This is a genomic window from Bordetella flabilis, from assembly GCF_001676725.1.
Taxonomy (GTDB): Bacteria; Pseudomonadota; Gammaproteobacteria; order Burkholderiales; family Burkholderiaceae_B; genus Bordetella_C; species Bordetella_C flabilis.
Map to the genome: position 1 here is coordinate 5,462,519 of NZ_CP016172.1, position 13,142 is coordinate 5,475,660.

At 66.5% G+C, this 13,142-nt stretch carries 11 protein-coding genes; 2 read left to right on the forward strand and 9 right to left on the reverse strand.

The features are described 5' to 3' along the window. The first annotated feature begins 53 nt into the window (after nucleotides 1-53). On the forward strand, nucleotides 54-548 hold the full coding sequence (locus tag BAU07_RS24335) for a hypothetical protein (protein ID WP_066663602.1): 495 nt from the start codon (nucleotides 54-56) through the stop codon (nucleotides 546-548). Between the two features lie 44 nt (nucleotides 549-592). On the opposite strand, the gene BAU07_RS24340 is transcribed toward BAU07_RS24335, so the two are convergent. The 8 genes from BAU07_RS24340 to BAU07_RS24375 all read right to left on the reverse strand — a co-directional run bounded on the left by BAU07_RS24340 (nucleotide 593) and on the right by BAU07_RS24375 (nucleotide 10,234). Then, entirely contained in the window at nucleotides 593-1,630 is a 1,038-nt protein-coding gene (locus tag BAU07_RS24340) for an amino acid ABC transporter substrate-binding protein (RefSeq protein WP_084025964.1), read from the reverse strand. Nucleotides 1,631-1,780: 150 nt separating this feature from the next. Continuing rightward, nucleotides 1,781-3,052 carry a phenylacetate--CoA ligase family protein gene (locus BAU07_RS24345; RefSeq protein ID WP_066663604.1) on the reverse strand — a complete coding sequence of 424 codons (1,272 nt, stop codon included), beginning with the start codon at nucleotides 3,050-3,052 and terminating at the stop codon, nucleotides 1,781-1,783. Nucleotides 3,053-3,067: 15 nt separating this feature from the next. Then, complete coding sequence (locus BAU07_RS24350) at nucleotides 3,068-3,898, reverse strand: ABC transporter ATP-binding protein (RefSeq protein ID WP_157122560.1); 831 nt, start codon at nucleotides 3,896-3,898, stop codon at nucleotides 3,068-3,070. A gap of 18 nt (nucleotides 3,899-3,916) precedes the next feature. Next, nucleotides 3,917-5,245: an ABC transporter substrate-binding protein gene (locus BAU07_RS24355; RefSeq protein ID WP_066663606.1), complete on the reverse strand. Its 1,329-nt coding sequence runs from the start codon at nucleotides 5,243-5,245 to the stop codon at nucleotides 3,917-3,919. 113 nt (nucleotides 5,246-5,358) lie between these two features. Beyond that, the gene (locus BAU07_RS24360) at nucleotides 5,359-6,423 is read right to left on the reverse strand and encodes a branched-chain amino acid ABC transporter permease (protein WP_066663607.1); all 1,065 of its coding nucleotides are present in this window, start codon (nucleotides 6,421-6,423) and stop codon (nucleotides 5,359-5,361) included. A 16-nt stretch (nucleotides 6,424-6,439) separates the two neighbouring features. Next, nucleotides 6,440-7,369 carry a branched-chain amino acid ABC transporter permease gene (locus BAU07_RS24365; RefSeq protein WP_066663610.1) on the reverse strand — a complete coding sequence of 310 codons (930 nt, stop codon included), beginning with the start codon at nucleotides 7,367-7,369 and terminating at the stop codon, nucleotides 6,440-6,442. 17 nt (nucleotides 7,370-7,386) lie between these two features. Further along, complete coding sequence (locus BAU07_RS24370; protein ID WP_066665698.1) at nucleotides 7,387-8,136, reverse strand: ABC transporter ATP-binding protein; 750 nt, start codon at nucleotides 8,134-8,136, stop codon at nucleotides 7,387-7,389. Nucleotides 8,137-8,260: 124 nt separating this feature from the next. After that, on the reverse strand, nucleotides 8,261-10,234 hold the full coding sequence (locus BAU07_RS24375; RefSeq protein WP_066663616.1) for an AMP-dependent synthetase/ligase: 1,974 nt from the start codon (nucleotides 10,232-10,234) through the stop codon (nucleotides 8,261-8,263). Nucleotides 10,235-10,421: 187 nt separating this feature from the next. Here BAU07_RS24375 and BAU07_RS24380 point away from each other — a divergent pair, with 187 nt between their 5' ends. Continuing rightward, nucleotides 10,422-11,090: a Crp/Fnr family transcriptional regulator gene (locus BAU07_RS24380; RefSeq protein ID WP_066663619.1), complete on the forward strand. Its 669-nt coding sequence runs from the start codon at nucleotides 10,422-10,424 to the stop codon at nucleotides 11,088-11,090. 1,324 nt (nucleotides 11,091-12,414) lie between these two features. On the opposite strand, the gene BAU07_RS24385 is transcribed toward BAU07_RS24380, so the two are convergent. Continuing rightward, the gene (locus tag BAU07_RS24385) at nucleotides 12,415-13,137 is read right to left on the reverse strand and encodes an ABC transporter ATP-binding protein (RefSeq protein WP_066663621.1); all 723 of its coding nucleotides are present in this window, start codon (nucleotides 13,135-13,137) and stop codon (nucleotides 12,415-12,417) included. Nucleotides 13,138-13,142 lie beyond the last annotated feature (5 nt).

Sequence of the window (13,142 nt, forward strand, 5' to 3'; positions counted from 1 at the left end):
GCCGCCGCTGTCCATCCCATCCCCCATCGCCCGAACCGTCGACGCGCACCGCCATGAACCACCCCGACGCGCCGCCTTCCAGCCTGCAGCTGGCCGCCCTGCTTCAGGAAATCGGGCCACTTCCCTTGAGCGGCCAGGCCTGGCCGGACTGGGTAAAAATCCTGGCCTGGATACTCCTGGCCGCGCTGGGCTGGGAAATCGTCACCACGCTGATCCAGCTGTCGACGGACAACATGCATCCGGCCATGCTGGCGGTCGTCCTGGTGTGCTTCCTCGGGCTGGCGGTGATCGCCTGGTTCATGCAAACGTCCATCACCACGATAGACACCGGGGGCCTGCGCCAGAGCTGGCTGACGCGGCGCGAGATCGCCTGGCAGGACATCCGCAGCGCGCGCTTCGTACCCTTGATGTTCTCGAAGCGGCTGATCGTCATCAGCCGGACCGGCCGCGCCCAGGTCTTCCAGGGCGGCACCCGCGAGCTGGAAAAAGCCTTCATGCGTATCGCGGCCACCTATCGCCACGGCGCGCCGCCCGCGGCGGGCGGCTAGGGCGCGGCACGCCTGCATGCCGCGGCCGCACGCGGTATCTTCGCTCAGCGTATGGGCAAGGCGTACATCAGGCCGCCCTTGTTCCACTGCGCGTTCAGGCCGCGCTGCAATTTCAGCGGGCTGCCCTGCCCGACATTGCGTTCGAAGCTTTCGCCGTAATTGCCTACCTGCTTGACGATGTTGTAGGCCCAGTCTTCCTGCAAGCCCATGTTCTGGCCGGCGCCGGCCGTCACGCCCAGGATGCGCTTGATACCGGGATTCTGGCTATTGGCCTTGAGCTCGTCGACGTTCGCCGATGTGATGCCGTATTCCTCCGCTTCCACCATGGCGGACAAGGACCACGACACGATGTTCAGCCAGTTATCGTCGCCCTTGCGCACAAAGGGGCCGAGCGGCTCCTTGGAGATGATTTCGGGCAGCACCATGTAGTCGTCCGGATTGTGCAGCTTGGAAATGCGGATCGAGGCCAGGCCGGACGCATCCGTACTGAACACATCGCAGCGGCCGGCGGCGAAGGCATTGACGACTTCATTGAACTGCTCGATGACCACCGGCTTGTACTTGACGTTGTTCGCGCGCGCCCAGTCCGCCAGCGTGTTCTCGTTCGACGTGCCGGCCTGCAGACAGACCGAGGCGCCGTCCAACTCCTTGGCGCTCTTTACGTTCAGCGACTTGGGCACCATGAAGCCCTGGCCGTCGTAGAAATTGATACCGGCGTGGATAATGCCCAGGGCGGTATCGCGCTGCTGCGTGACGGTGGTATTGCGCGCCAGCAGATCGATTTCTCCGGATTGCAGCGCCGTGAAGCGCTGCTGGGCGTCCAGGGGCACGATCTTCACTTTGCGGGCGTCGCCCAGCACCGCCGCGGCGACGGCGCGGCACAGGTCCACATCCAGTCCGCGCCATTCGCCCTTGTTGTCGGGCGCAGAAAATCCGGCAAACCCGGTGGTCGTGCCGCACATGACGCTGCCGCGCTGGCGCACGATATCCAGGGTGCCCGCATGGGCCGTGTGCGCGGCGGCCGCGACGAGCGCGGTGCCGAGGAATGCCTTGATCAGGTGCGATGGGGAGCCGATGCGCATGGGTGTTTCCTTCCTCGAGATCGATGCGTGCGGGCGATACGCGCCGCCGGGCTGCAAGCTTAACTGAAGCGCAGCGCCGTGGGCATGGCCGCAAGGATCGGTCCCTTGAGTGTGCGCGTCATGCTGTCTGCGCGTGGCGGCATGCCCCCATCAGGCGTACGAGCGCGTGTCGTCGATGACCTTGCCGTCGTTGGGGAGCACGCCCGGGCCACACAGCCGCACGTCGGCGCGCAGCTTGGCCACGTCCCGCACGGACTGCGCGATGGCTTCGGCCAGGCCGGGCGGCGAGTTGGTGACTTCCACATGCAGGATCATGGTGTCCTCGCCCACGGAACCGCCAACCACCAGGCGGGCCCGCACCGCCTCCGGATGGCGGCGCAGCACCGCCGCCACCTGGGTGGGATGCACGAAGAGCCCGCGCACCTTGGTCGCCTGGTCGGCGCGGCCCAGCCAGCCGCGGATGCGGGTATTGGTGCGGCCGCAGCTGGACAGGCCCGGCATCACCGCCGACAGGTCGCCGGTACCGAAACGGACCAAGGGATAGTCCGGATTCAGGGTGGTCACGACGACTTCGCCGACTTCGCCCTCTTCGACCGGATCGCCGGTCCCCGGGCGTACGATTTCGACGATGATCTCCTCGCCCAGCACCAGCCCGTCGCGTGCGGGCGTCTCGTAGGCGATCAGGCCCAGATCCGCGCTGCCGTAGGCCTGGTAGCCTTCCACCCCGCGCGCCGCCAGCCAATCGCGCAGGCTCGGCGGAAATGCTTCGCCCGACACCAGGGCGCGGCGCAGCGTGGGCAGCGCGATACCCAGTTCGTCGGCTTTCTCCAGGATGATCTTCAGGAAGCTGGGCGTGCCGGTATAGGCGCTGGGCGCCAGATCCTGCATGGCGCGCACCTGCTGTTCCGTCTGGCCGGTACCGCCCGGGAATACGGTGCAGCCGATCGCATGCGCGGCGGTCTCCAGCATCGAGCCTGCAGGCGTGAAGTGATAGGAAAAACAGTTGTAGACAAGCTCGTCGGCGCGAACGCCGGCGGCGTACAGCGCCCGCGCGAATCGCCAATAGTCCGGCCGGGCGCTTTCGGGCTCGTAGATCGGCCCGGGCGAGGCAAAGACGCGCAAGGCCTGGCCCCAGCCCAGCGCCGAGTATCCGCCCATCGCGCGGGCGGCGCCGTCCGCCAGCCCGGCCTCCCGGCACGCCTGCTGCCGCTGCAGCAGTTCCGACTTGCGCAATACCGGCAGCGTGGCCAGCGCCTGGCGCGACGCGACGCCGCCCGGATCGACGCCGGCGAGCTGCGCGGCCAGGGCCGGCGCGCGCGCCATGGCGTGCGCGATCGCCTGCGGCAGGGCCGCCATGAGGGCGGCTTCGCGCGCCTCGGGCGGGCGGGTTTCCAGGGCGTCGAAATACGGAGCATCAAGCATGGCGGCGTTTCTCCACTAGGCCAGCCAGCGCTTGCGCCGACGGTAGAACTTGCTATCGCGGAAGCTGCGGCGCGTCCCGCTGGCCAGGCCCAGGTAGAACTCCTTCACATCCTCGTTGCTGGCCAGCGCCGCGGCGTCGCCGTCCATGACCACGCGGCCGTTTTCCAGGATGTAGCCGTAGTCGGCATAGCGCAGCGCGATATTGGTATTCTGCTCGGCCAGCAGAAAGCTGACCCCCTCCTTGCGGTTCAGATCCTGCACGATCTGGAAGATTTCATCGACGACCTGCGGGGCCAGGCCCATGGACGGCTCGTCGAGCAGGATCATGGTGGGACTGGCCATCAGGGCACGGCCGATGGCCGTCATCTGCTGTTCCCCGCCCGACGTGTACCCCGCCTGGCTGCCGCGCCGCTGCTTGAGCCGCGGGAAGTACCGATAGACGCGTTCCAGCGCGGCTTCCGTATCGGCGCGGCCGAGCCGGCGCGTGTAGGCGCCGGTCAGCAGGTTTTCCTCCACGGTCAAATGCGCGAAGCAGTGGCGGCCTTCCATCACCTGCACCACGCCGCGCCGCACCAGGTCGGTGGGCGACAGCCGGTCTACCCGCTCGTCGCGATAGCGGATGCTGCCCTTGGTCACTTCGCCCCGTTCGCCCTGCAGCAGATTGGACACGGCGCGCAGGGTCGTGGTCTTGCCCGCCCCGTTGGCGCCCAGCAGGGCGACGATGCGCCCTTCGGGGACCTGCAGGGATACGCCCTTGAGCACCAGGATGACGTGGTTGTAGATGACCTCGATGCCGTTGACGTCCAGCAGGATGCCGGACGGCGCGGGCGTTGGAACATGCGGCATGGCGCTCATGATGGACGGCTAGCCTTCGCACTTGACCGGAGTGATGTTCTTTTCCTTGGCGTACTTGGCGGCGGCCTCCTTGACCAGCGGGTCGACGATGGTCTTGTCCGATTGGTACCAGTCGGAAACCACCTTGAACTTGGCGCCGTCCCATTGCACGATGCGCGCCCAGTCCGCTCCCATGTGGTTGGCGCACGAGGTCTTGACCGGTCGCATGATTTCACCGAAGCCCAGCTGCTCCAGCCGCGCCTGCGAGAGGTCCAGGTTTTCGAAGCCCCAGCGCACCTGCTCCGGCGTCATGGACTTGCCCTTGCCGAATTTCTCCTGGGCGGTGCGGATGGCCTCGACCTGCAGCATGGAAATCATCATGCCGCGCATGTGCGCGATCGTGCCGACCGAGTTGCCGGTCTTGTCGCTGCCCTCGCCCTTGTCGTAGACGAACTTCTTCAGGTCCTGCGAGACCTTGCCCGGTTCGCCGCTGTTGTGAATGGTGATGGCGTTGTAGCCCTTGGCCACGGCGCCCAGGTCCTTGACGTCGCCTTCGGAGCCGGCCCACCAGATCCCGTAGATCTTGTCGCGCGCGTAGCCGCTGGCCTGCGCTTCGCGGATGGCCGTGGGCGTCATGATGCCCGCGCTCCACAGCAGCACGTAGTCGGGGCGGTTCTGGCGGATCTGCAGCCAGGTGGACTTCTGTTCCACCCCGGGCGCGGTGACCGGGTAGAGCAGCAGTTCGAAGCCATTCTTCTTGGCGCGCGCCTGCAGCAGGGGAATCGGCTCCTTGCCATACGGCGAATCGTGGTAGACCAGGGCGATCCTCTTGCCCTTCAGCTTGTCCGCGCCGCCCACTTTCTTGGCGATGTCCTGGATCATGACGTCTGCCGCCGTCCAGTACGTGCCCAGCAGGGGAAAGTTCCACTGGAAGACCGAGCCGTCGACCGCCTGCGACAAACCGTAGCCCACGGTCTCGACCGGCACCTTGTCCAGCGGCGCCTTGTCGCTGACCGCGAAGGTGATGCCCGTGGACTGGGTATCGAAGCCCGACGCGCCCGTGGGTCCGTGCGTCTTCAGGCGCTCATAGCATTCCACCCCGCGGTCCGTGGCGTAGGCCGTCTCGCATTCTTCGTAGGTGATTTTCACGCCGTTCACGCCGCCGTCGCGCGCGTTGACCAGCTTCAGGTAGTCCAGCTTGCCGTCCGCCCATGGAATGCCCAACGGAGCGAATGAACCGGTGCGGTACACCAGCAGCGGCACGAATTGTTCGTCGGCCCACGCCGGCAGGCTGGCGGTGCCCAGCAGCGCCCCCGCGGCCGTCAGGGCCGCCGCGAATCGCATATTCAAACGCTTCATCATCTACCTCCTGGATGGTGTGCGGGACACCGGGTTGGTCCGGTCTGGTGCCGGATATCCGTGGACGGCGGTGCAGCACGCCGGCGCGCGGGGTCGTATCTGGGACAGCGCGTTCAATGCGGAAAGGGCCATATGCGCAGCTTTTCCTTGCCGATGCTCCACAGGCGGGCCAGGCCATGCGGCTCGGCGATCAGGAAAAACACGATCAGCGAGCCGAACACCATGTGCTCGATGTGCGAAGCGGTGTCCACGGCCAGGGGCAAGCCCAGCATGCCCGGGATATTGGCCAGCAGCACGGGCAGCAGCACGATGAAGGCGGCGCCGAAGAAACTGCCCAGGATGGAGCCGAGCCCGCCGATGATGACCATGAACAGCAGTTGGAAGGAGCGCCCGAGGTCGAATGCCAGCGGCTCCCACGCGCCCAGGTGGATGAATCCCCACAACGCGCCGGCCACGCCCACGATGAAAGAGCTGACGGCGAAGGCGGTCAGCTTGGCGTACATGGGGCGGATGCCGATGACCGATGCGGCCACGTCCATGTCGCGGATGGCCATCCATTCCCGCCCTATCGCCCCGCGTACCAGGTTCTTGGCGAGCAAGGTGAAGACCGCGACCACGCTCAGCACGAAAAGATAGCGCTGCGTCGAAGTCTGCAGCGGCATCCCGAACACCTCCAGCGGCGGCACCGACACGCTGCCGGACGAAGAGTAGTTGGTGAAGTAGGGAATGCGCAGGAAGGCCCAGTCCACGAAGAACTGCGCCGCGAGCGTCGCCACGGCCAGATAAAGTCCGCGGATGCGCAGGCTGGGAATGCCGAACACCACCCCGACCGCCGTCGCACACAGGCCGCCCAGCAGGATCTGCAGCAGCAGCGGCATCTCGGGCGTGCGCACGCCGAAGTTCCACGCGGCATAGGCGCCCACCGCCATGAAGGCGCCGGTACCCAGCGAGATCTGTCCGCAATAACCCACCAGGACATTCAAACCCACCGCGGCCAGCGACAGGATCAGGAAGGGAATGAAGATGGCGCGCAGGAAATAGTCCCCCGCCAGCAGCGGCACCACGACGAAGGCCACGGCCAGCAACAGGGCGACGAAGACGCGGTCCTGGCGGATGGGGAATATCTGCTGGTCGGCCAGGTAGCTGGTCTTGAACTGGCCGTTTTCGCGATAGAACATGGTCGCTTCCTTTGCCCTAGACGCGATCGATGATTTTTTCGCCGAACAGGCCCTGGGGCCGGAACAGCAGGAAGACCAGGGCCAGCACGTAGGCGAACCAGATCTCGATACCGCCGCCGACCAGGGATCCCAGATAGACCTCGGACAGCTTTTCCCCCACGCCGATGATCAATCCGCCCAGGATGGCGCCGGGGATCGAGGTGAGACCGCCCAGGATCACGACGGGCAAGGCGCGCAGGGCCGCCGTCGACAAGGTGAACTGCACGCCGAACTTCGAGCCCCAGATCACGCCGGCGACCAGCGCGACCAGCCCGGCGACCGCCCACACCACGACCCAGATGCGGTTGAGCGGAATGCCGATGGACTGCGCCGCCTGGTGATCGTCGGCCACGGCGCGCAACGCGCGTCCCGTGCCGGTGTACTGGAAGAACAGGGCCAGTACCGCGACGAGCAACGCGGCAACCACCGCGGCGGTCAGGTCCTCCAGGTTGAGCAGCACGCCGCCTTCGAAGAAGCGCTCCAGGATGAATGCGGGTTCCTTGGGCATGCCGACATTGATGGAATACACCGAACTGCCGAAGGCGATCTGGCCGGCGCCATCGAGGAAGTAGCTGATGCCCAGCGTCGCCATCAGCAGCGTCGTGGCTTCCTGGTTCACCAGGCGCCGCAGGACCAGGCGTTCCACGGCGACGGCCAGGCCGTACATCAGGGCGGCGCTGACGATGAAGGCCAGCACGTTGGCCAGCAACGCGTTGTCGAAGCCCAGCCAGCCGGGTATCCACTCCGAGAACCGCGCCATCGAAAGCGCCGCCACCAGAACCATGGCGCCCTGCGCGAAATTGAATACGCCCGAGGCCTTGAAGATCAGCACGAAGCCCAGGCCGATCAGCGCGTACAACATGCCGCTCATCAGCCCGCCAAACAGTGTCTCCAGGAAAAATCCCACCGCTGTTCTCCTAGGCCCTAGTGCGAGACGCCCAGATAGGCGCGCACCACATCCTCGTTGGCGCGCACCTGTTCCGGCTCCCCGTCGCCGATCTTGCGGCCGTAGTCCAGCACCACCACCCGATCGGAAATATCCATCACCACGCCCATGTCGTGCTCGATCAGCACGATGGTGGTGCCGAACTCCTCGTTGACGTCCAGGATGAAGCGGCACATGTCCTGCTTTTCCTCGATGTTCATGCCCGCCATGGGCTCGTCGAGCAGCAACATGCGCGGCTCCATGGCCAGCGCCCGACCCAGGTCCACCCGCTTCTGCAGGCCATAGGGCAGGCGCCCGACCGGAACCTTCCGGTAGGCCTGGATCTCCAGGAAATCGATGATGTTCTCGACGAACTCGCGATGCCGGATCTCTTCGCGCGCGGCCGGGCCGATGCGCAGCGCCTGCGCCAGCAGGCCGCACTTCATGCGCAGGTTGCGGCCCGTCATAATGTTGTCCAGCACGCTCATGCCCTTGAACAGCGCCAGGTTCTGGAAGGTGCGCGCGACGCCCATTTCGGCGGCGCGGCGCGGCGTCATGCGCGTATAGCGCTGGCCCTGGAAGACGATGGCGCCCTGCTGCGGCGTATACACGCCGTTGATCACGTTGAGCATCGAGCTCTTGCCCGCGCCGTTGGGACCGATGATGGCGCGCACCTCGTGTTCGCGCACGTCGAAAGAGATGTCGGTCAGGGCCTTGACGCCACCGAAACGCAGCGAGATGTTCTGCATGTCCAGGATCACGCCGCCTATGCGGCGCGCGCGGTCCCGATTGCCGCTGGCGACGGACGCGGCGCCCGAGGTGGCGGCCTCGGCGGCCAGGGAATGAGCGGGCATGGCGGCGGCGTGGCTCATATCACGCTGCCTCGCCGGCCAGCGCCGGATAGCTGCGCACGTCGCGTATCGCGAGCTCGGCCGCAATGCGACCGGTGCGCCCGTCCTCGAACTTGACTTCGGTCTCGATGTACTGCGATGCACGCCCTTCGAACAGCGCGTCCACCAGCAGCGCATACTTCTGCGCGATGTAGGCGCGGCGCACCTTGCGCGTGCGCGTCAACTCGTCGTCGTCGGGATCCAGCTCCTTGTGCAGGATCAGGAAGCGGCGTACCTGCGACGCGGCCAGGCGCGCGTCGCGCGCCAGCTCGGCATTGGCTTGCTCGACGCAACCGGCGATGAGGTCCTGCACCTCCTGCTTGCCGGCCAGATCGGTATAGCCGGCATAAGGCAGGCCCCGGCGTTCGGCCCAGTTGCCGACAGCCTCCAGGTCGATGTTGATGAAAACGCATACCGCGTCCCGGCCTGCCCCGAAGGCAACGGCTTCCTTGATATAGGGAAAGAACTTCAGCTTGTTCTCGATGTACTTGGGAGCGAACAGGCTGCCATCGGCCAGCTTGCCGACGTCCTTGGCGCGATCGATGATCTTGAGCTGCCCATCCGTGTCGAGGTAGCCCGCGTCGCCGGTATGGAACCAGCCTTCGGCATCGCGCGCCGCCTGGGTCGCTTCCGGGTTGCGGTAGTACTCCTTGAACAGGCCGGGGCTCTGGACCAGGATTTCGCCGTTGTCGGCGACGCGGATGCGCACGCCCTGCACCGGGGGGCCGACCGTATCGGCGCGCACCTGCCCGTCGGGTTGCACGCAGACGAAGACGGAGGTCTCCGTGGAGCCGTACAACTGCTTCAGGTTGATGCCGATGGAGCGGTAAAACGCGAACAGGTCGGGACCGATCGCCTCGCCGGCGGTGTAGGCGACGCGCACGCGGCTCATGCCCAGGGCATTGCGCAGCGGTCCATAGACCAGCAGGTTGCCCAGTCCATACAGCAGGCGGTCGACCAGGCTGACCGGCTGTCCATCCAGGATGCGCACGCCGACGCGCCGCGCCAGCGCCATGCAGGCCTGGAACATCCGGCGCTTGATGCGCCCCGCGTCCTCCATGCGGATCAGCACATGGGTCAGAAGGTCCTCCAGGATACGCGGCGGCGCAAAATAATACGTCGGGCCGATATCGCGCATGTCGATGGCCACGGTGGCGGGCGATTCCGGATGGTTCACGGTGAAGCCGGTGACCAGCAACTGCGTATACGAGAACATGTTCTGTCCGATCCAGGCCGGCGGCAGGTAGGCCAGCACGTCCTCGTGGTCGGTCAAGCCTTCCATGGCCTGGACGGCGCGCGCGCGGTCGATCAGCGCCGCATGCGTCAGCACCACTCCCTTGGGCCTGCCGGTGGTGCCGGAGGTGTAGAACATGGCCGCGGTCTGCTCGGGGCGCACGCTGCGCGCGGTGCGCTCGAAGAATTCCGGGTCCAGGCGCGCGCGCTCGGCGCCGCTCTGCAGCAGCGTATCGAAGGACATCAGCAAGGGATCGCTGTAATGCCGCAGGCCGCGCGGATCGTCATAGACGACGTGACGCAAGGCCGGGCACTGCTCGCGCACTTCCAGCATCTTGTCGACCTGTTCCTGGTCCTCGACGACGACCACCTCGACCTCGGCGTCGCTCAGCACGAAGGCCATCTCCTGGGCAACGGCATCCTGGTAAAGCGGTACGGGAATGGCGCCAAGCGCCTGGACGGCCATCATGGCGATGTACAGCCGCGGCCGGTTTTCGCCGATGACCGCCACATGCTGTCCCGCCTGCACACCGAGCGCCGCCAGGCCATGCGCGACGTGGCCGGCGAGCGCGGCGACCTGGGCCCAGGTAAGTGTCTGCCAAATGCCGAGGTCTTTTTCCCGTATGGCGGGACGCGCGCCACGGACGCGGGCATGCAGAAGCAGCAAGGCGGGAAAGGTATCCGCCTCGGGCCCCGGCCGGGATGCGGGCTGGGATTGCGCCACGTTGTCTCCTGTCGGTGCCACGGCCCTGGACGCATGCCGCGCACGAGGCGCGGAGCTGCGATGTAGAGGGCGTGGACCTGTCGTTGTAGGTTTCGGGCTGCGGTGTAGCGTGCGGTTAAGGTATAAGCTTGCATCAGGTGCAACTGTCGCATTCGCGACAATTCCAGACGATTAAGGGTATATCCCGATGCATGTCTCCGACTCGCTGCAACTGGCCGCGGCGTGGTTCCGCCTGCTCACGCCGGCGGAGCAGGACCGCGTCGAAAAGGACCTGACGGTGCAGCAGGTGCCGGCCGGCACAATCATCGAGCGCAGGGGCGAAATGGCGCAAGCCTGGATCGGCGTGCTGGCCGGGCTGGTGAAGGTGTCCGTCGGCAACGCCGAGGGCAAGCTGGCCTCGTTGACCGGCGTGCCGGCGGGCGGCTGGTTCGGCGAGGGCTCGCTGCTGAAACACGAGGCACGCAAGTACGACGTGGTGGCGTTGCGCGACTCGGTCATCGCCCGCTTGCCGGCGGCGACGTTCGAGTCGCTGCTGGACAGCAGTATTCCGTTCAACCGCTATCTGCTGCACCAGTTGAACGAGCGCGTGGCGCAGTTCATCGGCAAGGCCGAAAACGACAGGCTGCTGGACGCGGACGCGCGGGTGGCGCGCTGTCTTGCGGAGTTGTTCAACCCTTTGCTGTATCCGGGCATGGGGCGGCGCCTAAGCATCACCCAGGAGGAGGTCGGCTACCTGGCGCGGGTGTCGCGACAACGGGCGAACCGGGCGTTGTGCACGCTGGAGCGGGCGGGGTTGTTGAAGGTGGAATACCGGGGGGTTCGGGTGCTGGATCTGGAGGGGTTGAAGCGGTATTAGGGGTGGAGGGGTTGGTGTGTCTTGGGGAGTGAGGTTCTTGAGGCGTCCGGCGGGGTAGTCGCCTGCCCGGTCCGGCACGGTCGACCGGTCCGGCGCCCGGGCGCCGGACGCCGCTACGCACGCTCGTCCCGCGGCCGCTGCGCGGTGGTGTTTTTGTGCAAACCCGTGCGGCACGCGTCCCTTCGCGCCAGCTCGCTCGGTCTCTACGTGCCGGCCCGGGCAGGCGACTACCCCGCCGGACTCTGGCGTCTTGAATTGACGGCCGCTGTGACGGGTTGTGTTCTTGCAGCTTCGGTCGCCAGCAGTGGGGGTGGAAGAGTTTGCGGTGCCCGCCAAAGCACGGCCCCCTGCGGGCCGTGCTTTGGCTTACGCGGTGTGGGCTTGCGACGGGTGATGGCGTTGTCGGGGGATTGCGTCGGGAATGGATGGGTGGGGTGCTGCTTCGATGTCGGCTCGGCTGATGGAGGATCGGGCATTGCCCACCCATCGCGGCCCGCGGGGGGCGCGATGTGCTTACGCGACGTGCGTTCGCGACGGGGATGCAGGACTTGCAAGGTCGGAAGCAGTACGGGGATCGTAGGGGCTGCACACACAAATTCTGGCGGGCTCGACAGTCTGCCGGTGCGCCCAGGCGCCGGAATCGTCGCATGATCAGCATCTGCCGCAGCGCGCACTCCGTATGCCGAAGTGCGGACCCCGGGGCTCCGCGCTTCCGACGGGTAGTCACCTGCCGATCGAGCACGTAGCCCCGCCCGAATCGCCGCACGACCAGCCTCCGCCGCAGCTCGCACTCCGTATGCCGAAGTGCGAACCCCAAGGCTCCGCGCTTCCAGCGGGTAGTCACCTGCCCGACCCGGCACCTAGAGCCGCCCGAATCGCCGCACGACCAACATCCGCCACAGCTCGCACTGGCCGCAGGCCGCAGTATGTATGCCGAAGCGCGGCCCCCGCGGGCCGCGCTTCGGCGGGCGCATTAATCTCTTCCACCCCCCAAGGCTGGTGAGCGTAGGGCAAGAACCCAGTCGGTCGCAGCGGCGGTCAATTCAAGACGCTGGAGTACGGGGGGGTGGTCGCCTGCCCGGGCCGGCACGTAGAGACCGAGCGAGCTGGCGCGAAGGGACGCGTGCCGCACGGGTCTGAACCAAAACACCACCGCCCAGCGGCCGCGGGACGAGCGTGCGTAGCGGTGTCCGGCGCCCGGGCGCCGGACCGGTCGACCGTGCCGGCCCGGGCAGGCGACCACCCCGCCGGACGGCCCACGAACACCAACGCACGCCACATAACTCCCGACAGTTCCCAAACCACCCCCTCACTCCCCCAGCCCTCAATGCGCACTCCCCAGATAAGCCGCAACTACAGCCGGATCGTCCTTCAGCTTGTCCGGCGTTCCATGCACCGAGATCCGCCCGTTCTCCAGTACGTACGCATAGTCGGCGACCTTCAACGCCGCCGCCGCGAACTGTTCGACCAGCAGCATCGTGACGCCCTGCTCCTTCAGCCGCGCGATGATGCGGAACACTTCTTCCACCAGGATGGGCGCCAGCCCCATCGAAGGTTCGTCCAGCAGCACCAGTTGCGGATTCAGCATGACGGCGCGGGCCATGGCCAGCATCTGCTGCTCGCCGCCCGACAGCGTGCCGGCCAGTTGCTGGCGCCGTTCCTTCAGGCGGGGAAACAGGTCCATCGCACGCTCCAGGTCGGCCTGCACATCGCCGCGCGGCCGGCTGCCCGTCAGCCGTGGAAACGCCCCCAGCAAAAGATTGTCCGTGACCGACAGCGTCGGGAATACCCGGCGGCCTTCCGGTGAATGCGCCAGGCCCAGCCGCGCGATGCGGAATGACTCCAGCCCGTCGATGCGCCGTCCCGCCAGCGATATCTCGCCCGCGCTGGGTTTGATCATGCCCGAAAGCGCCCGCATCGTCGTTGTCTTGCCCGCCCCGTTGGAACCGATCAGGGTCACCACCCTGGCTTGCGGGACCTCCATGCTGATGCCGTGCAGCACCTTGACCTTGCCGTAGCCCGCCTGCAGATTCTTGATGGATAACATGCCGC